Origin of the sequence: Halobellus clavatus (assembly GCF_900107195.1) — an archaeon.
Classification (GTDB): Archaea; Halobacteriota; Halobacteria; order Halobacteriales; family Haloferacaceae; genus Haloquadratum; species Haloquadratum clavatum.
Genome location: NZ_FNPB01000001.1, coordinates 538,462 through 562,254, shown reverse-complemented (window position 1 = coordinate 562,254; position 23,793 = coordinate 538,462). Strand labels below are relative to the sequence as shown.

Annotated in this window: 24 protein-coding genes and 1 tRNA gene; 13 read left to right on the top strand and 12 right to left on the bottom strand. The window is 58.7% G+C overall.

Annotation, left to right across the window (positions count from 1 at the left end):
• Positions 1-15 precede the first annotated feature (15 nt).
• From BLU74_RS02760 to BLU74_RS02750, 3 genes are read right to left on the bottom strand one after another with little or no spacing between them, the layout of a single operon-like run.
• A complete protein-coding gene (locus tag BLU74_RS02760) occupies positions 16-2,304 on the bottom strand; it encodes an argonaute/piwi family protein (RefSeq protein ID WP_089764886.1) in 2,289 nt (762 codons plus the stop codon).
• The gene (locus BLU74_RS02755; protein WP_139175594.1) at positions 2,301-3,023 is read right to left on the bottom strand and encodes a hypothetical protein; all 723 of its coding nucleotides are present in this window, start codon (positions 3,021-3,023) and stop codon (positions 2,301-2,303) included. Before BLU74_RS02755 ends, BLU74_RS02760 begins: the two co-directional genes overlap by 4 nt.
• Positions 3,016-4,134: a MarR family transcriptional regulator gene (locus BLU74_RS02750; protein WP_089764882.1), complete on the bottom strand. Its 1,119-nt coding sequence runs from the start codon at positions 4,132-4,134 to the stop codon at positions 3,016-3,018. The genes BLU74_RS02755 and BLU74_RS02750 overlap by 8 nt, the downstream gene beginning before the upstream one ends.
• Positions 4,135-4,259: 125 nt before the next feature.
• On the opposite strand from BLU74_RS02750, the gene BLU74_RS02745 reads away from it, so the two are divergent.
• Positions 4,260-6,293 (top strand): phospholipase D-like domain-containing protein, encoded by a 2,034-nt coding sequence (locus tag BLU74_RS02745; protein ID WP_175454544.1) that lies wholly within the window; start codon positions 4,260-4,262, stop codon positions 6,291-6,293.
• On the opposite strand, the gene BLU74_RS02740 is transcribed toward BLU74_RS02745, so the two are convergent.
• The 5 genes from BLU74_RS02740 to BLU74_RS18360 all read right to left on the bottom strand — a co-directional run bounded on the left by BLU74_RS02740 (position 6,279) and on the right by BLU74_RS18360 (position 11,322).
• Entirely contained in the window at positions 6,279-7,367 is a 1,089-nt protein-coding gene (locus tag BLU74_RS02740) for a hypothetical protein (RefSeq protein ID WP_089764878.1), read from the bottom strand. The two genes, BLU74_RS02745 and BLU74_RS02740, sit on opposite strands and share 15 nt — an antisense overlap.
• A 61-nt stretch (positions 7,368-7,428) precedes the next feature.
• A complete protein-coding gene (locus tag BLU74_RS02735) occupies positions 7,429-9,906 on the bottom strand; it encodes an HsdM family class I SAM-dependent methyltransferase (protein ID WP_245705705.1) in 2,478 nt (825 codons plus the stop codon).
• A gap of 360 nt (positions 9,907-10,266) precedes the next feature.
• Complete coding sequence (locus BLU74_RS02730) at positions 10,267-10,497, bottom strand: hypothetical protein (RefSeq protein ID WP_089764873.1); 231 nt, start codon at positions 10,495-10,497, stop codon at positions 10,267-10,269.
• A gap of 88 nt (positions 10,498-10,585) precedes the next feature.
• Positions 10,586-11,020: a JAB domain-containing protein gene (locus tag BLU74_RS02725; protein ID WP_089764870.1), complete on the bottom strand. Its 435-nt coding sequence runs from the start codon at positions 11,018-11,020 to the stop codon at positions 10,586-10,588.
• The gene (locus BLU74_RS18360) at positions 11,017-11,322 is read right to left on the bottom strand and encodes a hypothetical protein (RefSeq protein ID WP_139175591.1); all 306 of its coding nucleotides are present in this window, start codon (positions 11,320-11,322) and stop codon (positions 11,017-11,019) included. The genes BLU74_RS02725 and BLU74_RS18360 overlap by 4 nt, the downstream gene beginning before the upstream one ends.
• Positions 11,323-11,421: 99 nt before the next feature.
• Here BLU74_RS18360 and BLU74_RS02720 point away from each other — a divergent pair, with 99 nt between their 5' ends.
• Positions 11,422-11,748 carry a hypothetical protein gene (locus tag BLU74_RS02720; protein WP_089764867.1) on the top strand — a complete coding sequence of 109 codons (327 nt, stop codon included), beginning with the start codon at positions 11,422-11,424 and terminating at the stop codon, positions 11,746-11,748.
• A 192-nt stretch (positions 11,749-11,940) separates the two neighbouring features.
• Here the strand turns inward: BLU74_RS02720 and BLU74_RS02715 are convergent, their stop codons facing one another.
• The 3 genes from BLU74_RS02715 to BLU74_RS02705 all read right to left on the bottom strand — a co-directional run bounded on the left by BLU74_RS02715 (position 11,941) and on the right by BLU74_RS02705 (position 14,126).
• On the bottom strand, positions 11,941-13,065 hold the full coding sequence (locus BLU74_RS02715; protein WP_089764865.1) for a tyrosine-type recombinase/integrase: 1,125 nt from the start codon (positions 13,063-13,065) through the stop codon (positions 11,941-11,943).
• 196 nt (positions 13,066-13,261) lie between these two features.
• Positions 13,262-13,333 (bottom strand) — tRNA-Thr (locus BLU74_RS02710).
• Positions 13,334-13,427: 94 nt separating this feature from the next.
• The gene (locus BLU74_RS02705) at positions 13,428-14,126 is read right to left on the bottom strand and encodes a DUF7114 family protein (protein WP_089764863.1); all 699 of its coding nucleotides are present in this window, start codon (positions 14,124-14,126) and stop codon (positions 13,428-13,430) included.
• A 176-nt stretch (positions 14,127-14,302) separates the two neighbouring features.
• Here BLU74_RS02705 and BLU74_RS02700 point away from each other — a divergent pair, with 176 nt between their 5' ends.
• Positions 14,303-14,968, top strand: coding sequence for a riboflavin synthase (locus tag BLU74_RS02700; RefSeq protein WP_089764860.1), 666 nt, complete (start codon positions 14,303-14,305; stop codon positions 14,966-14,968).
• A gap of 34 nt (positions 14,969-15,002) precedes the next feature.
• Here BLU74_RS02700 and BLU74_RS02695 read toward each other — a convergent pair whose 3' ends face one another.
• Positions 15,003-16,007 (bottom strand): PrsW family intramembrane metalloprotease, encoded by a 1,005-nt coding sequence (locus tag BLU74_RS02695; protein ID WP_089765264.1) that lies wholly within the window; start codon positions 16,005-16,007, stop codon positions 15,003-15,005.
• Between the two features lie 147 nt (positions 16,008-16,154).
• On the opposite strand from BLU74_RS02695, the gene BLU74_RS02690 reads away from it, so the two are divergent.
• From BLU74_RS02690 to BLU74_RS02645, 10 genes are all read left to right on the top strand, one after another.
• Complete coding sequence (locus tag BLU74_RS02690; protein ID WP_089764858.1) at positions 16,155-16,526, top strand: DUF7532 family protein; 372 nt, start codon at positions 16,155-16,157, stop codon at positions 16,524-16,526.
• Between the two features lie 68 nt (positions 16,527-16,594).
• Entirely contained in the window at positions 16,595-18,112 is a 1,518-nt protein-coding gene (locus BLU74_RS02685) for a ribonuclease FAU-1 family protein (RefSeq protein WP_245705719.1), read from the top strand.
• Between the two features lie 163 nt (positions 18,113-18,275).
• Positions 18,276-19,505, top strand: coding sequence for a translation initiation factor IF-2 subunit gamma (locus BLU74_RS02680; protein ID WP_175454543.1), 1,230 nt, complete (start codon positions 18,276-18,278; stop codon positions 19,503-19,505).
• A gap of 67 nt (positions 19,506-19,572) precedes the next feature.
• Positions 19,573-19,956, top strand: a complete 384-nt coding sequence (locus BLU74_RS02675) for a PIN domain-containing protein (RefSeq protein ID WP_089764851.1) — start codon at positions 19,573-19,575, stop codon at positions 19,954-19,956.
• Positions 19,957-19,959: 3 nt separating this feature from the next.
• Positions 19,960-20,538: a DNA-directed RNA polymerase gene (locus BLU74_RS02670; RefSeq protein WP_089764849.1), complete on the top strand. Its 579-nt coding sequence runs from the start codon at positions 19,960-19,962 to the stop codon at positions 20,536-20,538.
• The gene (gene spt4, locus BLU74_RS02665) at positions 20,539-20,736 is read left to right on the top strand and encodes a transcription elongation factor subunit Spt4 (protein ID WP_089764847.1); all 198 of its coding nucleotides are present in this window, start codon (positions 20,539-20,541) and stop codon (positions 20,734-20,736) included.
• A gap of 7 nt (positions 20,737-20,743) precedes the next feature.
• A complete protein-coding gene (locus BLU74_RS02660; RefSeq protein WP_089764845.1) occupies positions 20,744-21,277 on the top strand; it encodes a GTP-dependent dephospho-CoA kinase family protein in 534 nt (177 codons plus the stop codon).
• 51 nt (positions 21,278-21,328) lie between these two features.
• On the top strand, positions 21,329-21,646 hold the full coding sequence (locus BLU74_RS02655) for a 30S ribosomal protein S24e (RefSeq protein ID WP_089764843.1): 318 nt from the start codon (positions 21,329-21,331) through the stop codon (positions 21,644-21,646).
• A 30-nt stretch (positions 21,647-21,676) separates the two neighbouring features.
• Positions 21,677-23,272: a bifunctional N(6)-L-threonylcarbamoyladenine synthase/serine/threonine protein kinase gene (locus BLU74_RS02650; RefSeq protein WP_089764840.1), complete on the top strand. Its 1,596-nt coding sequence runs from the start codon at positions 21,677-21,679 to the stop codon at positions 23,270-23,272.
• Positions 23,273-23,480: 208 nt separating this feature from the next.
• Entirely contained in the window at positions 23,481-23,768 is a 288-nt protein-coding gene (locus BLU74_RS02645) for a DUF5808 domain-containing protein (RefSeq protein ID WP_089764838.1), read from the top strand.
• Positions 23,769-23,793 lie beyond the last annotated feature (25 nt).

Here is a 23,793-nt window from a genome sequence, read left to right as displayed (position 1 = left end):
TCCTCCTTTAGTTTGTTATATCATTGCCATATTTTCCGGGACATCGATCCCGGCGGAAAGGTTTTCTCCGAGATTTTGCGTCAGTATCTGCGGCAAGGCGTACTTGCCCTGGCTGAAGATCGAGGACCAGTTCAAGTAGCTCAAGTTGTAGTACTCTTTCAGTAGACTCTCAGCAGTCGGTTCCGGGACGTCGTCCCTGTTCAGGGAGACGTGGTCATTCGCCGTGATCTCCAAGGGCTTCGCCGTACCTCTCTCAGGCTTATGTGAAACCAGGAGCCCGCTCTCATCACCGTAAATCATCGCGTTCCCGCCGGCCACGTTGTCAAACCCGTTTCCGTCACGGGTGACCACGCGCTTGTTCGGAGACTTGTTGACGCTGACCACGTCGATAATCATATCATCCGGTAGAAGACCGGACTCGTCGAGGATCTCAGAGATAGGCCGCTTCCCCTCGCTCGGGACGCCTTCCCTGATCACCTTCTTCATCATCTTCTGCTCCTGCCAACCGATCTTGCCGTCCTTGGCGAACACCAGCCGCTTGAAGTGGAAATCCTTCTCACCACTGGTCTCTTGACGGCGGTGGAACGCGGAAACCTTCCTCAGCAACTCATTCAAGATACTGTGGAAGACCTCGTCAGTCAGCTTCTCGCCACCAGTCGGCTGAGCTCCTGTTGCGATGTAACGCCCGTAGGAATCAGTGGTGGCGCTGTAAGCTGTTGCCGCGGACTTCTTGTCCGGCCTACGGGAGACGTCGTGGTAGGCGTAGCACGTACTACCAGGTTCAACACCGGGGACGTGTGCATCTGCGGGCTCATCCAGTATCCAGACCGCAGAACCAACCTTCCCAAGCTTCACATAGACCTGTGAAGCCGTGTTGACCCCGATGAAGTACCCGTTGTCATTGGCCAGTTTCACGACATTCTTGTACTGAATGGCCTGCGCCGGAACCGGATTATTTCCGAACAACCGCTCAAACAGCTTTCCACGCGCCTGGAAGTACACGTCCTGATTGTGGCCAGGCAGGACAACGAAAGCGATCAAGTCTGAATCAATAGCGTCCAACTGATCCCGAACCTCGGTAATCCGGTTAGCGTAGGTATTGCTGTTCTGACTTCCCACCTCGATGATCCCATCGTTTCCGACCTCGCTACACCGCGAGATACTACCCAGGTTCAACTGGTTGTAAATACTCGCCAGTTCGTCGAACCCATCCCTGATCTCACGGCCATCCTCCGGAGTGATGACAACGTACTCGCCGTTGACCGGGCCAGCGTAAGGACCGTTCCTCTTCAACGACTTGTGAATATCATTAACCCCGGTCTTCCTGTCATCGCCCAGCCGGACATCGAAGTCGTAGGAACTACCGAAGCTCGGAGTATCGTATCCCAGTTCCTTCGCGGTCGTGAGCTTGCTTAGATCCGCTTCACTCCCGGTGAACTGCATCGAGTCGAAGTACTGGTCGATTGCCGTAGCAGCCTCCGAAACCCTCTGCTTCGGATCCTTCTTCAAATCATCCGGAAGAGAGCGTCCACGGCTGAAACTTCCGAAGACGACAGACGCCGGATAAGGAAGCTCCATATCATAATCAGGGATGTAGATATCCAGCATCTCCTCGTCATCATCCACGAACTCGATATCGTACTTTTTCTTCCAGTACTTTGGCGTGGAGAGGCTTTCACCGTGGTACTCGAACGATTTGTCCCCGGCTTTGAACCCTGCACGTCCTACCAGTTCACCATTCTTCCACTTCGGAAGAACCTGTACATCAACACGCTCATCCGGGTTACCTGCCCGCTGAATATCCTCACCGGACAAACTCTCCATTATGCGCGTACACGGATCAATAGAAATCGCTGGCTCCCCATCGATTATCTCCGCCTGGATCTCATAGGCCTCCTTGAAATCCGAAGACGGATCAAGGATATCCTCCACCCTGACGTACTTGCGTCCAACCTTCTGGAACCCGTTCTCCGACAAGTGAGTCCTCACCCGGTTCTGCCAGGCCTCCTTGACCTCGTACTGAGTCGCCTTCTTACTGGCCAAGAACTCAGGGTTGAAGCTGTCGTACGTGGCCCTGACCAGATCTAGCTCCTTACCGTCAGGACTGAGAAGAGTGATATCTCCTTCACTGTCCTGCGGTGCCAACGACGCGTCGACACCCATCTTGTTCAAGTTCGAGATAATCGCCTGTATGAATGAAATCCTGTCCCGTTTCTCGTCGACAGGTAAACCGCTCAATTTGACCCGCCGCATCGACGGATCTTCCGGAGCGTTCCGCATCTGGAAAATATTGGTTAGCATCATTGGAACTCACCTCCCAGCTTCTTCTGGAACGAACCGATATCCAGGTTAGACACTACCTCATCAGTAATGTACCTGAGAACCTCGACCTGGACATCTACCGGGATGTTTCGTCCGTGGACCGTGACTTTCCCCTTCTCGTAGAACGAGACGTTATAGGTCGTTTGATCCGGCAAATCCACCCTCACCTTCTCCATTGGATCGTTCTCGTATTGATGCCAGATTTCAGTATCCTGGAGACCTGGAAGATACCGTGCTGAGACACTGTTCGGCTTCTGATTGGACGGATTGAAATTGGCTTCCCGAACCTTGTTCGCTTGATCCACGACACCTTCCAAGTCGTCTTTGTCGAACTCGACCGCCTCGTAGGAGATGTCCGTGTCCAGCAGGTCTGAAACCATCTGGACGACTTCTGTTTCGACGTCTTGGTTCGGGAGGTTAGCATCGTAGGCCACGTAGCCGTTCCCGAGGAAGATGATCGGGTACATATCCGCGACCTTGATCGGCTCATCTTCACCCTCCAACGTCGTGACTTCTGTCTCCTCTTCCTGTGCGTACTCGACGTAGCACATCTCGCCCCGGAATGTCTGTAAGCTCCGAGGCAAGGTGCCGCTTCTCAGGTCTGCGCTGGACTCCAGCGCCGACATATTCTCTACACGATTTTCGATCTTTTCGAGATCAATACCTTCGTTCCGTAATGGTAGTATCTTGTAACTAGCCATTGTACTCACCGTTTTGCGCGATTCTGGTCTGGATGAATGGTTTAACCTGATTCTTGACCCTGTAGTACGCTGAACGACCCTGCTTCTCTGACTCGACCAAGCCATCTGCCTGCAAGTCCTTCAGGTGGTACGACACCGTTGACTTGTCCCTGTCCAGCAGGTCGACAAGCTGAGACGGCCGTATTCCATCCCTGTGGTTCCACAGCAGCATATGGGTCAGAATCGTTACCTTCGTATCCGACAACTCGTACACCGTCTCCTCCACTTCGTCGAGGTTCAGTTTCCCGGCGGCAGCCTCCACCGACTCCGTACTACCCAACTCCAACTCCTTCACAAACGCCTCGCGTAGCGAAGCAAGCAACAAGTCCGTGAAGACGCCTGGAATACCGGTGCTGTACCGGTGGATTTCCTCAAGGAATTCCTCGGGGAGATCCAACCCGTCATCGGACAGAACCTTGACTACCTGATTCAACGCCTCCAGTGAATCCTTCTCCGAAAACGGAGAGAGGTGGATCTCAGTAGAGGAGGGAAGGACTGTTTCGACATCCTCCCTGTGGTGCATCCAGTACTCAGGAGTCCACGACGTGACAAGGAACGCGTCATCAACAACGCTCTCAATCACGCGGAATGATTCAAGGAGACTCTCCGCCTCTGCCCACTCACAGTCATCAACGTATACAACGACCTTGTCCAGGCCTCGAAGCTCATCTCTGACCTCGAAGATCCTCTCCTCGTCTTCACCAAGTTCCGTGAAATCGTCTGCCCGGTAGGTTCGCTGCTCGATCTCCGGTTCGATCTGGCCGAGAAGGTTGGAGACTGTTTGAATGAACTGGGTCTTCCCTACCTCCGAAATCCCGATAACCGGTAGGTGGTAGACGTTGCTTCTCCGGGAGAAGAACCCGATGTACTCCGCAACTTCCTCTAACTCTTCTTCGTGGTTTACTGCATTCTCCGGGTTCTCCCGGAAGTACTGTTCCAAGTATTCTCTATTTACTTTCTCTGAGTCGATTCCTTGGTCCTGTAGCCAGGCCTCATAGTTGCTGATCTGGCCTTCCTGACCTCTCTCGAATGCTTCTTGGAATCGATTCAGTTTGTCTTGCTCGTCATCCATTAGGTGAAACCACTCTCGTTTTCTCAAACTATACTCTATCAGCAAAACTATTAAAACCTTCCCCGGATATTCCACTAGTAGGACAGTTGACCGATTCCAGGTCACACCGGAGGACGGGGAAACCTATGCCAGAAAACCCAAACACGCTCTACGAAACCGCAGTACAGCTCAGCGAAGACGAAGAAGCAGAGCTAGAGCTAGCCACGCTCAAAACCAGGGACAACTTCGAGACCTACTTCACCGAAGACGTAACCGACATACGCGCAATCACCTACTCGGACTCACCCGAGACGCTCCTCAACCTCCTCCAAGACATCGGAACAGACGACGTCAACCTCGAAGTCGTCATCGGAGACAACACACTCGACTACAGGAAGAAACTACGCGGCAAGGAACAACTCGCAGAAAAACTCGAACGCCTACAACGCGAAAACCGGCTACGCATCTACCTTGCCAGCCTCCGAAGCAACGAGGTCCACTCCAAAATATACATACTACAACACCAAGACGGCTCCCGAACCAACATCCTCGGATCACCCAACCTCAGCGAACAAGGCTGGGGATCAACACGACAGAAAAACGCGATAGCCGTCTTCCAAACCGATGGCAACCAGCCGCTCGACAACGTCTTCGACACCTGGTACGACGAACACAAAGGCTACGCCGACCAGTTTATGCAAGACCTCACCGACCAGCTCGAAGAGGTCGACGACGAAGAACGCGAAGAAATCATACACGCGTGGGTGGACGGCCGCACCACATCCCAGGAAGAAGAGGCCGAACTCGAACAAGAACTGACCGAACGACTGGACGAAGCAAACGTCGAAAAAGCAACCATCATAGGAGAATTCGAAGACCCAGACCTCACACTGGCCGTCAGCAACAACGAAAACCAAGCCGACCAAACCATCACACAATCCCTGAACGGATTTGACGACATTCTCACCGACCTGAGAGAAGAAACCCGCTCCATCGATGCAGCAATCGACGGCAAAACCCTTCGAGCATCTCCCGGTGCAATCAGCAAACACTCGAAAGAGAAATTCGGAGCACCGAAAATGTGGTTCAACAGCGACGACAAACTCATACTACAAACCGAATCCGCAAGACAGCTCGAACTCACACGCGAACTCCCAGACGACCCAGAGAAAATCGATCAAGCCCTGGAATACCTAGAACAGTACTTCCAAACAGTGGACAAGTTCGGCCGCACGGATCACCCTGAAGCGGTCAAGGCCCAGATGTGGGAGGCCATCATCTGGTTCTTCTGGGCACCGTTCATCAACCGGTACGCAGCAGTCTACAAAGACAACGGCATCGACCTCGACAAGTACCTGCCCAGCCTCTACGTCTACGGAGAACCGGGCAGCGGCAAAGGAACACTCACCCGGTACGCCTTCCACCTACTCTCCAACGGCCACGTCACAGAACCCAAAGACGGCGACGACCTAAACAAAACCAATCTCACCAGAGTTCGAAGGGTCGACTCCGTCTTCCCCGTCGTATTCGACGACATCGATCCAAACGACCTGGACATCGAGACCTACCTCAACTTCCGGCAGAAACACTGGACCGGCGAAGTAGATATCCCAGCACTCGCATTCATCAGCAACGACAACCTCCCACGAAGCCGGATACAGCACCGCGCCAAGATCCTCAACTTCGACATCCAGTTCAAAGACACTCATCAAACCGCGAAATACGTGAACGACCTCACAGAGCGAAGCAACCCGTTATTCACCTGGTTCGCGGAAATCTTCAAAGACAGAGACGTCACAATGCGGAGTCAAGACGCCGACACACTCGCAGAAGCCCGTCAAGTCTTCAAAAACCTCTACCAACAAGCAAACCGGGACCTACCCAGCTACTTCCCTGAAGAGCCTGCCGAGAAAAGATACGACATCGGGAAATGGATGTGGGAAGACGCATACAGAAGTGATCTCGTCGAATTCCAAAGGCGTAACGGCAACCTCATTGCCAAGTTCGATGACTCACTCAGCGTCTACAGCAGCGTCCGGAAATACGCCCGCACACTACCAAACGAAGCACGTGCACAGCAGGACGGCAACCAGATACAGATCAAAGCCGAAGAAGCAGTAGACGACTGGTTCCCCTTCAACATCAACGAGGACAAAGGCCTGATCTCAAGATTCCTGTGACAACTCCTCCAACTTCCTCTCGTCAGCATCCGTGAGAAGTTGTACGTCGTACTCTTCTTCTAGATCAGCAATATTCTGGAACATCTCCAAAGCGGCTTCTTCCTGGTCTTGCTTCAGGTAGTACTTCCCCTGTTTGCGGGAGACCTTCGCCACACCCTGCTTTCCATCGTACCACGGCAATATCTCGGTGTAGTACGCCTTGGCCTGGTTCAGGTGCTGCCACCACTCGTCCGAGTCATTCTCCGAGCTTTTAGCTAGACTCCAGTGCGTATCAGCCAACTTCTGAGCCACGTTCTTCTTCTCGTTCTCACCGTCCGCCAGCTCGTAAGCTTCGTCCAGCAGATCTAGAGCCTCTTCAAGATCCTCAGTCTCACTGCTATCCATCAACTCCTGCAACCGGTGTTTTCTCTGCAACTCCTCACTCCTCCACACAACATCTCCCCCTAAATCGATAGCGTAGAGAGGCCCAGAATCAGGGCTTTCAGACAAATAAACACGGGTCTCGCCTTCTTCGTCTTTGTACTCTAAGCCCATCTTGTTACCTTCCTGGTTCTCGTGTTTCAGAACTTGGCGGCTTTCACTGAGGTCGAAGACGTACGTGGAGCAGTCCGGATTCAAAGTGGCGACAGCAGCGTACCTGCCGTCGCTGGAGAGGGCTGAAGCCCCGACGTTTGCATCGAAACCCTGGCTGAAAACCTGATCGCCGCTACGATTAAACACGTACAGCCTGCCGGACAAGTCCTCCCGGCTCTCACCGTCAATAGCCAGCACACTACCAGTATCACTTATCCTCGCATCCTCGATACGCTTCAACTCCTTCGTGAACTGGAGCTCCTCCTCTCTCAGGAGGAAGAGCCTATGAATCTCGTTTTCCACCTGCATAGCCTTCCCGTAGACTACTATCCACTCGCCGTTCTCCGATTCAGAGGCTTCAGAGAAAAACCGGTTCCCCTGGTACTCAACGTTAGGAAGGTCAACCCTCAAACCGGACGAAGTCGACGTTTGAGAACTACTATCAGCTGTAGAGCTCTCCTGCGAGCCGAACAGGCCAGTCAGGAAATCCAGGAATCCCATACCCGCCGGATTAAACCTCAAATTTCAAAGGTCTAACCCAAGACCCGAGGAATTGCGTAGCTTAGGCAGGCATTCCAGATTGGTCTTGTTCAGCTAAACGCACGTACTCATTTAGAGAAGCATTACAGAGGGCGTAGAAGGATATAAAGAAATGTATTGAGAGGTCACGGCTGTTTTCTATAACGTCTCCGTGCGCGATTTGATTACGTCGCTGTCTTACAGTCTCGTCCAAGAAGGTGCTGAAGACGCCGTCAAAGAAGTGTGAGATCAGACTACCCAGATTCTTTGTTTGGCTACGACCTCTGCCCGGCATCTTGAACTTGGTCTCGTGATCTTCCTCAATTATCTCTCCACCTGCTTCTTCCACCAGATCAGCGAGCACTCCTTCAAACTGGAGAACAATGCCGGCCAAGAACCCTCTGTAGTGTCCTTCCTCAAACTCCATCAGCAGATCATTCAACAGTTCTCTACGCTCCTCAAAGAACTCGATATTCTCAAACGTGTTCCGAGCCTGATCCAAGAGCTCTTGATCAAACCGGTTAACGACGAACTCCCGCGCTTCCTCTTTATCTGACTCCAGCAATTCCTGAAACTCCTCAAACTCGGGTAGAGTCATAAACCAAGACCAGGCGTAATTATCTCTGGATGCCAAGTACTGGCGAAGCATCTGGCTTCCTTCATCGCTCTCACAGCTTTCTATCAGAAGTTGATTCAGATTCACCAAGTCGTTGTCATCATCTGGCGGAAAGAACGGGTCCATACGGTCGAATACATCCTCGGTAAGGGCATTCTTGATAATGGGAATATCCTTGGCCTGGCCGATATTCATCCGATACCAATCCAAATTCATCGTGCCGGCGAATGTCTGGAAAAACTCTCTGTAAAGTGGTGTATTCAGCAATCGTGATATAGCATCTGCCATCTGGTCATTTTCAACTTGGACACCAATCATCGTATTATCAAACATTGCGTCCTCAACCTCTACAGAGTAGCAGCGAGGAGTGTCGAAGAATTCCGGAATAACCAAGTCTACGCTGTCGATTTTACCCCGGTATTCAGGTAGGAAATACGGTCTTCGCTTACGGGGATTAACCGGTACATCCCGTAGATAGTCAGCTAAACCACTGTATCCATCATCCTCCAGCTGGTCAATAATGTTCTCCTCTGTGACCTCGACTCCATTCTCCTCCTGCTCCTCAACATAGGATTGTAGATCTAGAATATATCGATCAATCTCGTCCTCAGTAATTGATTGAACGTCATCGCGAGGATTCTTGATGAGTGGTCGGAAGAACCGGGCCTCGATTTTCGAATCTTCTTTCTCATCAACGCCGAAATAAAATAAATCATTATTTCCTGTTTGAACACCTGAGCCAACTGTGACACCAGGTAGATCACCCAGTCTTGGGAACTGTTCAGAGGTAACTATGTCGTAGATTGGCGGGTTCGAGAGTATCCGCATCACGTTTTTACCTTCAAGATCGGCGTGAGATGCCCGCACGATTTCGGCGTCGTAGGGGTTATGTCGATTTTGAACAATTCCTTTCAACGGTTGCTCGAAGAGTCCACGAGCATTTTCTGGTAGTTCTGGCTTGTTGAATCTCGCAATCCCTGTTTCTCGCTCTTCCCGCGACCTCTCTTCTTTAATAAAGGTTAGCAGCACCAGTTCTGGAGCTCTAGCGTAGTTGAATGTGCCAATCGGCATTTCTACAATTCTATGGATGCTACAGAATTCTGTTAGGTGCTGCAGCAACTCATCTCTTAGAGCGGATTTAGGAAGTACGAATGCTCCACATCCTCCCTCTTTCAGGTGCTCTGCTGCCTTCGCTACGAACCCAGCTGCTGCCGTGGATCCGATATCTGGGTATTTGTCCCGTAGTTCATCACGTTTCTCCGGTATTATATGATGCATCCTTCCAACCGGAGGGTTACCGATCACAACGTCGAACTTTCGTGAGTCATCCTTTTCACCCAGCTCTTGCTGACCTAACTGGTTCCAGTCGAAGAAATCGGTATTCAGAATCTCAGCGTTGCTAATGTCTTTCAACCGGGCTTGAGCTAATTTAGCGATTACCGGATTTATTTCTATCCCGACTAACTCTGCCTCTTCGTTCTCTTTGGCGGCTTGTTTCAGAAGGCTGCCTGTTCCCGTCGCAATATCCAAAACAGATTCATCTGATGATGAGATTGCCCAGCCAGCTAAGATCTCGGTTACCGACTGGGGAGTAAACCCTGCTAAGTACCCGGAATCAATCAGTTTCTCTAATGCTTCATCAATTTCAACTACCTCTCCCTCAATCTCCTGAGTAATTAACATCTCTACAATTTCTTCAAAAGAATCGGCTTCAGAAGACGTGTAGTACAGGTTTCCCTGGTCAGCAAATTCTAAGAATCCTCTCTCGACCGTAATGAAAACACGATCAATATCCTCTGGAAGGCTCTCTAATTGGCTTTGCGGTCCACCAGGATGATAGAAGTACAAATACGAACCATTGACTTCAATCCTAACGCCATCCTCCAAGGACTCCGTTGATTCCACCTCCGACAACTCTGATAACCCTTCTAATGTATGTAGATCCAAACGAGGAAGGTCATTATGGCGCATTGACTGTATTGTCTGTCTTCCTCAACTCTCAAATGTATTTGGCCAAGACTGGGTGATTATTCCAGGTGCTTCAGGTCGTGTCTGCGGAAGTGGATCTCAGGTATTTCGCCGTTGTCGAGTTTGACGGTGTAGATGAAGTTGTCTTCGCTGTCTCCAGTTACTGAGGCAGCGTCGTCGAAGCTTACGTCGATGATTTCCCCTGTTTTGCCGTGTAGATGGTTGTCCGGCTCTGTTTCTTTGTCGAGTATGAGTTTGACGTGGTCGCCTTTCTGGTATGCCTGCGCGATAGGTGGATCACTCTGTGGCTTGGTCGAGGAGTTTTTCCTGGGTTAGAGTGGAGATGAGAAGTAATCGTTCCTGCGCGTTCATTTCTGAGAAGGCGTTCTTGTACCGGTTGATTGTGTCCCTGCTGACGTTGAGTTCTTCTGCGGTCTGTGTCTGGTTGGATCGGGTGATCGCGTCTACGTATTTGCCGGCTGTTTCTCGGGAAAGCCCGTATTCTTCGAGTACTGTCTGTGTGTCCATTCTGCTGCCCTGGAAACGTTTGGGGAATTGAATTTTATTAGAGGACTCCACCACTCGCAGATCTAGAAAGGGGAAAGGAAGGTTGTGTTTAGAATGGTCCATCGTTTGCCCTCCGCATACTGTAGTGGCTTTCCCTGGAGATGATGACGTGGTCCAATAGTTCGACGTTGATTTTCTCCAGTACTTCCCTGGCTTCCCTGGTGACTTCGATGTCTTTTGCTGTGGCTCCAGGTTTGCCGGAGGGATGGTTGTGTACAAGGATGACTGCGCCGGCGTTAGTGAGTGCGGCGGTTCTGACCACGTCCTGTATGTCAATCTCGACGGTGTCGCGGCTGCCTAACCCGATTATTTTGTCTCCGATGAACCGGTTGCCGTTGGTGAGGAAAACAGCGTACAGGTGCTCCTTTTGCCCGTGTTTCAGGGACTCGTACCTGTCGACTACGTCGTGAAGTGACTGTACCGTGTCGGGTTCTTGTTTTTGTATCTCGGCTTTTACTGTGAGGTTGCCGAGTTCCTGCCTCACGTGTTGCCACCTCCGAGGGCTTCCTTGACTGTTGAAGGGTTCCGGTTGATCAGCTTGTCCAGTTTCTGTTTCAGGTCTTTAGGTGAGTCAAAGGCTGTGATGGTGTAGCTCTCTACTACTTTGCCATCCCGGTTTTTGATGTTATATTCATCGTGCTCCGGGTGAGGCCAGTCCACTTTCTCCAAGGTGTAACCTCTGTACTGGAGAGAGTGACCGCACGGCCGGGTAACCGCATAGTTGTACAATTTTTTGAATTTGCCAAGTTGAGATTCCGTCTTACGTTTTTGCGACAATCCAATCACCTTATCTTACATATTGTCTACAACTTTTAAATAAGTATCTTACACTTTGACGGATAGTCTGCCTCAATTATTTAAAAACTGATACTAAATAATAACATAATGAAATGTGCATTTGGAAACTGCGAACGACAACACGACCTCTGGATAAAACCTCACGCGGACAGCGACGTCGTACCAGTCTGTAGAGGCTGCGGCGAAAATGAAAGCGAAAAATACCACCTCAGCTACCAAGACAGCAAACCTCCCGAAGAGGTACAGGATTACATCGTTGCCTACGACCCAGACACTGCTTTAGCCGAGCAACTAATCGATATCTCCGACGAACTCGAACAAACCCTCACACAATACGAAGGCGACAACCAGGAACAGATACAGAAAGTGGTCAACGCGAGAGACAGCATCGAGAAAGCAATCAAGGAACTATAGCCGACAGGTACGGAAAACCAGCACCGGAAACAGCCCCGAACATTTCCCCCAGGTACAGAAAATCAGGTGTGAATCAGGTCACACTCACCTCTCCCTGGTTCGACAGAAAGCTTTGAAACAGGCTCTAAACTCGAACGACTTACTGCCGTGTACGGGTTTCTGGAACGAGGGAGAAAAAAGAGAGGAGGGGTTTTAGTCTATGTTGTTGACGGCGTCCTGCTGCCGTGTCGTACTACTGTGTTCGTACTTCTCCGTGGTCCGCTTCGACTTGTGTCTACACTGCTGGGCGGCTACTGCGAGTCCTTCTTCCTCGGCTACGTAGGTCGCAGTACTGTGTCTGATGCTGTACGGTGTTAGGTCTCGGTTCTCCAAATCCAGATTGGCTTCCTTAGCGACTTTGCGGAAGACGTCCCGGAAACTGTCTTTGTTGTAGCGGTTGCCGTACATTGTGAGCCAGAGCGCGTCCCGGCCGTCGTATTTTTCTCGTGTTTCTCGTTCGTCGAGCCAGCGTTTCAGGATTTGACTGGTTTCTTCTTTGAGTGCGACTATCCAGTTCTCCCGGTTCTTACTGCTTTCTTCGCGTGGGATCCGTAGTACGCCGTTTTCGGTGTCGACCCAGTGAACATTACTTCGCTTAATCTCGATAGGACGTAGGCCCGCATCCAGGGCGACGTGAATCATCGAAGTGTACTTGAAGGAATTTGCCTTTTCCCAGTCCTTCATCGTGATTTCATCCTTCGGTTTCTGAAGTCTCTGTGAGAGGTATGTTTTCCATCTGTCGCGTTCACTGGGGGTTACACTGTTGTAGTGGGGTACACTTCCGTAGCTCATTGCGGCTTCTCTCAGTTTGCGGCGGTCGTCTTTGGTTAGGTAGTCCCGTGGAGTGTAAGTCGTGGAAGGGTCGCTGTACTGGATCTCGGGTTCCCATTCCGTGTTTTTGTTGCGGGCCTCGCGTTTCCACTTGAACAAGGTCTTGGCGGCTTTCTGGTAGTGGTTCTTCGTGGATTCCTTCATATCCTCGGTGGCGAGGTGGCGCATCCAGTCGTCGGCGTCGTCCGTGGTCAGGTCTTGGACGAACCGGCCTTTCCTGTTCCAGACGAACCGGTAGAACAAATCCAAACGGTTCATTCTGTTTTTGGTGGTGGAGTGGCTGTAGCCCTGGGCTTTGTCAGGGTTTTTGCCGAGGGCTAGCATCCATTCTACTAGGTTGCGGCGGTGTTCGCGGTATGTGACTTCTTGTCTCGGGTTTAGGTATTCTTTCGCGTCGTCGGTGACGAGTACGATCCCGTCAACTTTGTTTTCAGAGCTGTACGTCATAGTTCGATCCTCTGTACTAGATCTAGATCGTTTGCGTGGCAATCTTTAAATGTATAATGTAGTATGCCTGTCTTTTCTGTGAAAACGCGTGACTGCGTCGGGGTACCGTATTTGGTACCGGGTACTCGTTCTTGCGCGGTGGACATTCTTTCACCGACGAAGAACCCGGTAACTACCGGACGTAGCAGGGAGAGGAAGCCTAGGCCGGGATTTGAACCCGGGGTCTCGTCCTTACCAAGGACGCGCTTTACCGCTAAGCTACCCAGGCGCGTTTCTCCGTAGCCCGGATTCGTCTTTAGGCGTTTCGATTCGATACGGTACTCGGCGATGCGGAGAACACGATACGTCGCCGGGGCGACAGCTCAGGAATCGGTTGCAGAGGAGGGAACGCGGTCGTCGGAGCCCCCGCCGAGCGCCGACAGCGACGCGATCCGCTCGGTGGTCGCCTCCGAGAGTGCCACCTCTGCGGGCTGGAGTTGCCCGTCGGCGTCGGACTCTCGGCCCAGTTCGGCGGCGTACTCGAGCAGCCTCGCGGGGGGCGTCTCGCCGACGGCTGTCATCCCCGCGACGACGGCGAGCACGAACACGTCCGCTTCGAGATTCCGGTCCAGCGTTTCTCGGTCGGCGCCCTCGCCGCGGCGCAGCGTCTGATCGCGGCCGAACGATCGGACCACTTCGACGGCCCGGTCGGCGGCGTCGGTCCGCGCGAGCAGATAGAAGCCCCGGGAGACGAGCACGTCGGCGGCGAGGATGTCGAGGTCGGCGTCGATGTCGCCGTCGGCGTCGCCCCCCTGGGTTCGGAGCCACGGCTCGTCGTGCGACAGCGACCGAGTGAGTCGCAGGCCCTCGTATATCAGTTGTACTCCTGCAGCCCGCTCGGCGAGCCCGTCGGCGTCCGTATCCACTCCGGTCTCGGGTGCCCGGGCGCTCACCAGCGCCAACACGGCCGGTGTCATCGGCGCGTCGGCGAGCCGATCACCCAGCACTTCCCGGAGCCGATTCGGGTGGATGTCGTCGACCGCCTCGCGCGCGGCGTCACGGACCCGCACGGCGTCGTCCATCGACGTAGCCTAGCAACGGGAGCGGCAAAGACCTTTGGAAACCCCGCGGTTGCCGCTCGGACAGCCCCACATCGAGCCGACCGTCCGCTCGTCTACCGGGATCGTCGGTATTCGGCGGCCGATCGGATCCGAACCGGTTCCGAGACGCTTTTCGGAACTGAGACGAAGGGGCAGGTATGTTCACCGGCATCGTCGAGACCACCGGCACCGTCGTCGACGCCACAGCGGACGAGGGCGGTCGCCGCCTTCGAATCGAACCCGACGTCGACGACGCGGCGACGGAGATCGACTTCTCGGACCTTCACCACGGGCAGTCCATCGCCGTCAGCGGCGTCTGTCTCACCGTCGAGGCGTTCCAGACCGACCCGACGCCGTGGTTCGAGGTGTTCCTCGCGGCCGAGACCGTCGCGAAGACGTACCTCGGCGACGTCGCCGCCGGCGACCGGGTGAACCTCGAACGCGCGCTCCCCGCTGAGGGCCGGTTCGACGGCCACCTCGTTCAGGGCCACGTGGACACAACGACCGAAGTCACCGGGATCGAACGGGTCGGCGACGACTGGGTGTTCGAGTTCGAACTCCCCGAGTCGATCGAGCGCTACGTCGTCCAGAAGGGATCGATCACGATCGACGGGATCAGCCTCACCGTCGCCGAACGCGGCGCTGAGCGCTTCGGCATCGCAATCATCCCGACCACGTACGACGTAACGACGCTCTCGGCGAAGTCGGTCGGGGACCCGGTCCACATCGAAGTCGACGTCGTCGCGAAGTACGTCGAACAGATGGTCTCGGGCTACGTCGAGGGGCTCGATGACCGTCTCGCCGCCGGCACCAGCGCCGAGTAATCCGGCGTCTCACTCGAATTCGGCCACCCACCTCTCACTCGAATTCGGTCATCTCCGACTCGAACTCGGACCCGTCTGCGGGAGGCGCGTGCGCCTGGTGATACGCGTCGCGGTAGCGCTGGATCTTCCGGAGCAAGAAGAGCCCGAAGATCCCGTCGTAAATCACGACGTAGATCAAATACGGCGCGATGCCCGAGAGACCGGTCAGGAGACTTATCACTCCCGTTCCGATCCCGACGGTCGTGTTGTAGGTGCCGTGGACGAGCGCGGCCAGGAGGATCCCCTTCACCACGATCGGGCCGCGGTTGCCGGGGTTGTACTTCGCGAGGCCGAGGTAGTACCCCGCGATCGCGGAGTAGATGACGTGCCCCGGGCCCGCGAGCGCCCGGACTGCGGTGATGCCGCCGCCGACGCCGATCAACCCCAGTCCGAGATCGAGTCCCTCGTTCGGGATCTGTCGGGTGATGTAGAGCGCGTTCTCGATGACGGCGAAGCCGAGCCCCGCCATCGCCCCGTAGACCGCTCCGTCGAGAACGGCGTCGAAGCGGTCGTCAGTGTACGCGTACAGTCGAACCGCCAGAAGCTTCACGGTCTCTTCGATGGGGCCGACGATGAGATAGAAGAACAGCGCCGAACCGACGAAGCCCAGCAGTTGGAAGTACGGTCTGAGGGCGCTGTTGAGGATGGCAGCGAAGTTCGCCGTCAGCACGCCGAGCAGGAACGTCGCCACGAGCAGCGACAGCGGCTCGCGAGAGGTCACGTCCGTCGAGTAGACGTACGCCGCGAGGCCGATCGCGGGGATCGCCGAGAGCACAGTGAGAACCCCGGTCTGGGGATCTGTCAGCGCGGCGAGTCCGCCGATCCCGAGGAGGAGCAGAAACGCCACGAGGACGACGGCGATCCGGGCCGACCCGGCGATGACTTGCCAGAGAATCGACGATAGCCTGTCGATGCGGGTCCGACTCTCCCAGGTCGCCACGTCGTAGAGGTCGAGCGAGCCGTCCGACGCCTCCTCGATCGGATCCCGACGGTCTTCCATCGAACACCGATTCACGACCATTTCACCTAACGTCTTCGGCGATCCCAGCCACCGGCGCGCCGCTGGTGCCCGTCTCGTCCGCTGGGGACTTCCCCGCGGACGCGACGAGTGAGATTAAACCGTCGGCCGTTCGTAGCGCCGAGTACGATGCACTTCGATCAGCGCACCCAGGCGGCGCTCCGGGAGGTCGGGCTCTCCGACGAGGAGATCCGCGAGGCCTCCGACCGTGTCGCCGAGGCCGTCGAGCGCGACGCCGCTCGGCTCCGGGAGTTCTTCGAGGCCGACACCCTCTACTCGGATATGTCGAAGGCGCACAGCGCCGATGACATCCACGAACACGACGTGGCGTACCTCGATCTCTTCACGCACGGCAGCGACCTCCGGGGGTACCTCCGCTTCGACTCCTGGGGGGTCCCCGTCGAGGGCGGCCGGATCCTCTCGGCGGACGTCGTCGAACTCTCGCTCGGCCCGACGGTCCACGACCGCGTGCGGTTCGCCCGCGACGAGGACGCGCTGTGACGGGCGACGACCACCGTTCCGAGTCCGATGAATCCCCGGACGGCTCCGGCGATCCGCCAGCCGTCCGGATCCGCGGGATCTACACGACTGCCCTCACTCGCTCGCTCCTCGATGCCGGCCAGACGGTCGTCCAGGCCTCCGCGCCGATCCGCGAGCGGTTCGACGCCGACTTCGGCGATGAGACCCACGACGTGACGGTCGCGACGACCGAGGACCGACAGGGCGTCGGCGTCCACGGCGATCCGGACGCGGTCGACCGCGTCGCGGACGAACTCCGCGAGGTCGGTCGAGACACGTTCGCGTGGGTGGACCCGACGCCCCCGGGTGCCGTGTTCGAGGCCGAGGTGACGGAGACGCTCGGCTCCGGGGCCGTCTGTGCGCTCGGCGACGCGGAGGGCTTCCTCCCGTACGCCGAGAGCGACGACTACCTCGACGCGGGCGACCGGGTTCGCGTGCAGGTGCGCGAGAGCGCGCCGCCGTGGGCGGATCACCGGGCCGAACTGGGGACGGACATCCGCGCCGACGCCGGCCTCGCGACACTCGTTCGTGGGGGCAGCGGGGTGACAGTCGACACCCGGGACGACGCCGCCGGGCGCGAACTCGCGGGAATGACGGAGTTCCTCTCGACCACCGTTCCCGACGGCTGGGGGCTGGAGTGGTCGCACGCGGCCACCCGAGCCGATATGGACGCGCTCGATGCCGCGCTGGCGCGCGCCGTCGACCGTGCCGACTCGCTTTCGGACGCGCTCGGAGACGCCGGAGACGGCGACACGCCCCCTGCCGACGCGGCCCCGACGGGGGCCCTCGCCGCGCCGACGAGCGGTCAGTGGTGCTGGTTCGGTCGCGAGTCCCGGTTCGCGCTCGACGACGCGCGTCGGGCCGTGACGGCGACGATGCCCGGACACCATCGCACGAAGGCCGGCAGCGAGGCCGCGAGCGCCGGTGTCGACCTCGCCGAAGCACTCTGCGGTGACGGGCTCGGTGGCCCGTCGGGGGATACCGGCGACGCTGACAGTACGAACGACGGCGATGGTGACGCTGACAGTACAGACGACGGCAACGACACCGCCAACGCGGACGAGACCTTCCCGTTCGCGGTCGTGACCCGGCAGTTCGGCCCGGTCGAGGGGGACACCGTCGCGATCACGCACGGCAAGCCCGACGGACGGGCGTTCTCGCTCGGTCGGGGGACGGTCACCGAGTGGGACTCCGACGGGACCGTCGCCGTCGAGCGGACGCTCTCGGGCGGCGGCACCTACGACGCGCTCGGGACGTCGCGGGAACGCGGTGACACCGCCCTGACGAAGTTTCGGGAGGGCCGCTGGTGGTATCCGACGATCTACCGCGGCGAGGACGGCGACCTGAAGGGCACCTACGTCAACGTCTGCACCCCGGTCGAGTGCTTCCCAGCGGAGATCCGGTACGTCGATCTCCACGTCGACGTCATCAAGCATCCGGACGGCACGGTCGAGCGCGTCGACGACGACGAACTCGACGCCGCGGTGGCCGCCGGCACCGTGCCCGACCCCGTCGCCGAGAAGGCGCGGGCGGTCGCGGCGAGCCTCGAACGAGCGCTCTCGGAGTGACCGCCGCCGGAAAAACCCTGTTCACGCACCACACGATCGGCGGCGATACGGCCTGTTTCGGCCGCATTCGACCTCGTTTGCCCGGCGTCGTGGAGCGAGAACAGCAACTTTATCAGTCGCTCGCGGCGAATTGCTCGCAAGATTACTCTCTAGGAGGTCAATGGTGACACGACAAACACAACAACCGGAGGTGAACATCGGACTCGTCGGACACGTCGACCACGGGAAGACGACGCTCGTGCAGGCGCTGTCCGGATCGTGGACGGATCAGCACTCCGAGGAGATGAAGCGCGGTATCTCCATCCGCCTCGGCTACGCCGACGCCACGTTCCGACAGGTCCCGGGCGTCGACCCGCCCGAGTGCTACACCGTGGAAGAGACCGGCCCGGACGGCGAAGAGACCGACGTACTGCGCACGGTCTCGTTCGTCGACGCCCCGGGTCACGAGACGCTGATGGCGACGATGCTCTCCGGGGCGGCCATCATGGACGGGGCCGTCCTCGTCGTGAGCGCGACCGAGGACGTCCCGCAGGCGCAGACCGAAGAGCACCTGATGGCGCTCGACATCATCGGGATCGACAATATCGTCATCGCACAGAACAAGATCGACCTCGTCGACCGCGAGCGCGCCGTCGAGTCCTACGAACAGATCGAAGAGTTCGTCTCCGGCACTGTCGCCGAGGACGCCCCGATCATCCCCGTCAGCGCCCAGCAGGAAGTGAACATCGACCTCCTGATCGACGCCATCGAACAGGAGATTCCGACGCCCGAGCGCGACGAGGGCGAATCGCCTCGGCTGTTCGCCGCGCGGTCGTTCGACATCAACCGGCCCGGCACGACCTGGGCAGACCTCAAAGGCGGGGTCGTCGGCGGATCCGTCGTCCAGGGCAATCTGACCACCGGCGAGGAAGTCGAACTCCGGCCCGGCCGTGAGGTCGAGGAGGGCGGCGCCACCGAGTGGCAGCCGATCACGACCGACATCCGATCGCTGCAGGCCGGCAGCGAGTCCGTCGACGAGGTCGAACCGGGCGGCCTCTGCGGCATCGGGACCGGCCTCGATCCGAGCCTCACGAAGGGCGATGCCCTGGCGGGCCAGGTCGCGGGTGAACCCGGGACACTCCCGCCGACGCGCGAGGGATTCACGATGGACGTCGAACTCCTCGACCGGATCGTCGGCGAGGACGAGGGCTCCGTCGAAGAGATATCGACCGGCGAGCCGCTGATGCTCACCGTCGGGACCGCGACGACCGTCGGCTCGGTCACGAGCGCCCGCACCGGCGAGGCCGAAGTGGCGCTGAAGCGCCCCGTCTGCGCCGAATCCGGCGCGAAGATCGCGATCAACCGACGGGTCGGGGCCCGTTGGCGGCTCATCGGGATCGGCACGCTGCAGTGAGCCCGACGGCGCGGGACGAACCGACCGGCGACACGACCGGGCGCGGCGACGCCCACTCGAACCGGAGATGACGACGGTGATCCTCGATACGAACGCGCTGATGATGCCGGTCGAACTCGACGTTCGCGTCTTCGAGGAGCTCGACCGCCTCGTCGGGTCGGACGCCGACCTGGCCGTTCCACGCTCGGTCGTCGCCGAGTTGGAGAAACTCGCCGAATCCGGGAACGGCGAGGAGGCGGTCGCCGCGAGCGTGGGCCGCGACCTCGTCTCGCGGTGTCGCGTCGTCGAGACCGGGCAGTCCTACGCCGACGATGCCGTGGTGGAACTCGCCGCGGCGGAAGGCGACTACGCGCTCACCAACGACAGGCCGCTCCGCGACCGATTGCTCGAACACGGCGTTCGCGTAATCGGTTTAAGGGGTCGAAACACATTGGAGATAACAGAACCATAACGCATGTACAAACGGGTACGACTCAAAGACACAGTCGAGGTGCCGCCAGAGCACCTCGCGGACGTGACGCCACAGCGGGTCAAGCGGCTCCTGCAGGACAAACTCGAGGGACGGATGGACGAGGAGGTCGGTAGCGTCGTCAGCGTCGCCGACGTCCACGACATCGGCGAGGGGACGGTACTCCCCGGCCGCGCCGGCGTCTACTACGAGGCGGAGTTCGACGCGATCACTTTCGACCCCTCGATGCAGGAGGTCGTCGACGGTGAGGTCGTCGAGGTCGTCGAGTTCGGCGCGTTCGTCGGCATCGGGCCGGTCGACGGGCTGCTCCACGTCTCGCAGATCTCGGACGAATACCTCGCCTACGACGGCGAGAACCAACAGCTCGCTTCGACCGAATCGAACCGCACGCTCAGCGTCGGCGACTCGGTCCGGGTCCGCGTCGTGACGAAGAGCATCGACGAACGCAACCCCCGCGACTCGAAGATCGGCCTCACCGCCAAGCAGCCCGGCCTCGGCAAACACGGCTGGCTCGAAGCGGATCGGCAGGCCAACACCGCGACGACCGGCGCGGAGGGCGAATAGATGGCGGAGTCCCGTCTCGCCTGCCGGGAGTGCCACTACATCAACCACGGCGACGCGCAGGCGTGTGAGAACTGCGGATCGAGCAGCCTCACCGAGGACTGGGCGGGCTACGTCGTCATCACGCACCCCGAACGCTCGGAGATCGCCGAGGAGATGAACGTCAGAGAACCCGGCGGCTACGCGCTGAAAGTCCGCTAACTGACGGATGCTCACGCTCCCAGACGACCTGCGCGGCTCGTTCAAGGACCCCTTCGGCGACGTCTACGAGGACGCCGACGCATTGCTCGCGGACGCCGGTCGACCGATCGTCGCCGTCGGCGACGTCGTCACCTACCACCTCCGGCAGGCCGGCCACGTCCCGGCCGTCGCGCTCGTCGACGGCCGGACCGAGCGCGAGGCGGTCGACGAGGCGATCAGCGACGCGCTCGCGGACCCCGAGCACCGGCGGGCCGTCGAGAACCCGCCCGGGGCCATCTCCGAAGAGCTACTCGCAACGCTCGCAGACGCCGTCGACGCTCCCGAACCCATCACCATCGTCGTCGACGGCGAGGAGGACCTCGCGGCGCTCCCCGCCGTCCTCGTCACGCCAGCGGGCGGGACCGTCGTCTACGGACAGCCCGGCGAGGGGATGGTCGCCGTGGCCGTCACGCCCGACGCCAAAGCCGAGATGCGCTCGCTTCTCGAACAGATGACGGGCGACGTCGAGGCCGCGCTGACCACGCTCGGCGTCGACGCCTGAGTCTTCGAAATCCTTTTACTGCTTTCCGCTGGATTGTAGAACAACTGAACCATGGAAATCGACATTATCTCCGAGGACGAGAACCCGATGTTACATCGGTCCGACGTCCGCTTCGAGATCGTTCACGAAGAGGCGACGCCGTCGCGACTCTCTGTCCGTGACAGTCTCGCTGCGAAACTGAACAAGGACTCCGACGAGGTCGTCGTCCACGAACTCGACACGAAGTTCGGGATGCGCAAGACCGTCGGCTACGCGAAAGTCTACGAATCGCCGGACTTCGCTCGCGACATCGAACAGGACTACATGCTCGATCGGAACAAGATCGAGGGGGCCGAGGCCGACGCTGACGCCGAGGCCGAAGAGGCCTGAGTCGGCATCGAACCGACCGCGGCTTTTTGAATGCGTATCGTCGGCATCGAGGGCACCGCGTGGGCCGCTAGCGCCGCTCTCTACGACACCGAAACGGACGAGGTCCACATCGAATCGGACCCGTATCAGCCCGACAGCGGCGGGCTTCACCCGCGTGAAGCGGCGGAGCATATGGGCTCGGCGATCCCCAGCGTAGTCTCGACGATCCTCGACCGCGCGGACGAAACAGCCGACGGCCCGGGCCTCGACGTCGACGCCGTGGCGTTCTCTCAGGGGCCGGGGCTCGGCCCGTGTCTCCGTATCGTCGGGACGGCGGCGCGGTCGCTGGCGGGCACGCTCTCGGTGCCGCTGGTCGGGGTCAACCACATGGTCGCGCACCTCGAGATCGGCCGGCATCGTTCGGGGTTCGACTCCCCCGTCTGTCTGAACGCCTCGGGCGCGAACGCGCACCTCCTGGGCTATCACGACGGCCGGTACCGCATCCTCGGCGAGACGATGGACACCGGCGTCGGCAACGCGATCGACAAGTTCACGCGGCACCTCGACTGGTCGCACCCCGGTGGCCCGAAAGTCGAGCAGCGAGCGCGCGAGGGCGAGTACTACGACCTCCCGTACGTCGTGAAGGGGATGGACTTCTCGTTCTCGGGCATCATGTCCGCGGCGAAAGACGCCGTCGACGACGGCGTTCCCGTCGAGGACGTCTGCGCCGGCCTCCAGGAGACGATCTTCGCGATGCTCACCGAGGTCGCCGAACGGGCGCTGTCGCTCACCGGGACCGACGAACTCGTCCTCGGCGGCGGGGTCGGACAGAACGACCGACTCAGAGCGATGCTCGCGTCGATGTGCGAGCAGCGTGGCGCCGACTTCCACGCGCCCGAACCGCGGTTCCTCCGCGACAACGCCGGGATGATCGCGGTGCTCGGCGCGAAGATGTATGCGGCGGGTGACACGGTCTCGATCCCGGAGTCCGCTGTCGACCCCGACTTCCGCCCGGACGAGGTGCCGGTGACCTGGCGTGGCGACGCGGAGTCGGTCGTCCGCGACCCCGCGGTGTCCGGGACGATCCGCGGCGCCGAAGCGACGGTCACGGTCGACCGGGAACGCGTGATCAAGCGCCGCCTCCCGAAGGCGTACCGACACCCGGCGCTCGACGACCGCCTCCGGGCCGAGCGGACCCGGGCGGAGGCGCGGCTCACCAGCGCCGCGCGACGCGTCGGGGTTCCGACGCCCGTCGTCTACGACGTCGATCCCACCGAGGGAACACTCGTCTTCGAGCGCGTGGGCGACGCCGACCTCGCGGCGGCGCTCGGTCCCGATCGCTGCCGCGCCGTCGGTCGACACCTCGCGACGATCCACGGCGCGGGGTTCGTCCACGGCGACCCCACGACGCGGAACGTCCGCGTCGGCGACGAGCGGACCTACCTCATCGACTTCGGCCTCGGATACTACACCGATCACGTCGAGGACTACGCGATGGACCTCCACGTGTTCGAGCAGAGCGTCGCCGGGACGGCCACTGACCCCGCGCCGTTGCTGTCGGCGTTCGAATCCGGGTACGAGGACGTCGGCGACGACGCCGTCCGAGCGCGACTCCGCGACGTCGAAGGGCGCGGCCGGTACCAGTAGCGCAGACCGGCAGCGTGGCGAACAGTCGGCACGACTTCTCTCCCCTGTCCCGCGTCGACGTGCCAAGCGACCGCTTGCCCGACGCGGGGCGGCTGTCAGCGCACGCGGCTGCTGGCCCCCCGATCGGTTGTAAACCCTCGCTCCGGCCGACCGGCCGACCGCCGTCGGATGCCAAAACGATTTATTACCGCCCGGCGTAGCCGAGGGTATGGCAGACAAACCGAAACAGGGTGAGATCCTCGGGATTCCGTACAATTTCGAGCGGCCGTCGCTCGGTCGCCTCCTCTCGTCGTACTGGCAGCCCGACGAGGGCATGCTCGTGAAGAAGCCGTTCGGCGTCGGCTACTCACTCAACCTCGCCAGCTGGCGGTCGTGGATCGCCCTCGCGGTCGTGGGCGTCCTCCTCTGGCAGGAACAGCAATCCGGCGGCGCGGCGGAGGACGAAGCGGTCGACGAAGACGACGACGGAGGCCCGGTCGAGGTCATCGTCGACTGACGGTCGTCCGCCCGGTGCGCCCGCT

Bases quoted from the DNA above. Each gene is read 5' to 3' on its own strand.
- BLU74_RS02660 (WP_089764845.1), top strand. From the start codon at position 20,744: ATGCTCACGCTCCCAGACGACCTGCGCGGCTCGTTCAAGGACCCCTTC.
- BLU74_RS02760 (WP_089764886.1), bottom strand. From the start codon at position 2,304: ATGATGCTAACCAATATTTTCCAGATGCGGAACGCTCCGGAAGATCCG.
- BLU74_RS02740 (WP_089764878.1), bottom strand. From the start codon at position 7,367: ATGGGATTCCTGGATTTCCTGACTGGCCTGTTCGGCTCGCAGGAGAGC.
- BLU74_RS02705 (WP_089764863.1), bottom strand. From the start codon at position 14,126: ATGGACGACGCCGTGCGGGTCCGTGACGCCGCGCGCGAGGCGGTCGAC.
- BLU74_RS02730 (WP_089764873.1), bottom strand. From the start codon at position 10,497: ATGGACACACAGACAGTACTCGAAGAATACGGGCTTTCCCGAGAAACA.
- BLU74_RS02720 (WP_089764867.1), top strand. From the start codon at position 11,422: ATGAAATGTGCATTTGGAAACTGCGAACGACAACACGACCTCTGGATA.
- BLU74_RS02700 (WP_089764860.1), top strand. From the start codon at position 14,303: ATGTTCACCGGCATCGTCGAGACCACCGGCACCGTCGTCGACGCCACA.
- BLU74_RS02670 (WP_089764849.1), top strand. From the start codon at position 19,960: ATGTACAAACGGGTACGACTCAAAGACACAGTCGAGGTGCCGCCAGAG.
- BLU74_RS02690 (WP_089764858.1), top strand. From the start codon at position 16,155: ATGCACTTCGATCAGCGCACCCAGGCGGCGCTCCGGGAGGTCGGGCTC.
- BLU74_RS02745 (WP_175454544.1), top strand. From the start codon at position 4,260: ATGCCAGAAAACCCAAACACGCTCTACGAAACCGCAGTACAGCTCAGC.
- BLU74_RS02715 (WP_089764865.1), bottom strand. From the start codon at position 13,065: ATGACGTACAGCTCTGAAAACAAAGTTGACGGGATCGTACTCGTCACC.
- BLU74_RS02655 (WP_089764843.1), top strand. From the start codon at position 21,329: ATGGAAATCGACATTATCTCCGAGGACGAGAACCCGATGTTACATCGG.
- BLU74_RS02645 (WP_089764838.1), top strand. From the start codon at position 23,481: ATGGCAGACAAACCGAAACAGGGTGAGATCCTCGGGATTCCGTACAAT.
- spt4 (WP_089764847.1), top strand. From the start codon at position 20,539: ATGGCGGAGTCCCGTCTCGCCTGCCGGGAGTGCCACTACATCAACCAC.
- BLU74_RS02755 (WP_139175594.1), bottom strand. From the start codon at position 3,023: ATGGCTAGTTACAAGATACTACCATTACGGAACGAAGGTATTGATCTC.
- BLU74_RS02750 (WP_089764882.1), bottom strand. From the start codon at position 4,134: ATGGATGACGAGCAAGACAAACTGAATCGATTCCAAGAAGCATTCGAG.
- BLU74_RS02695 (WP_089765264.1), bottom strand. From the start codon at position 16,007: ATGGAAGACCGTCGGGATCCGATCGAGGAGGCGTCGGACGGCTCGCTC.
- BLU74_RS02650 (WP_089764840.1), top strand. From the start codon at position 21,677: ATGCGTATCGTCGGCATCGAGGGCACCGCGTGGGCCGCTAGCGCCGCT.
- BLU74_RS02675 (WP_089764851.1), top strand. From the start codon at position 19,573: ATGACGACGGTGATCCTCGATACGAACGCGCTGATGATGCCGGTCGAA.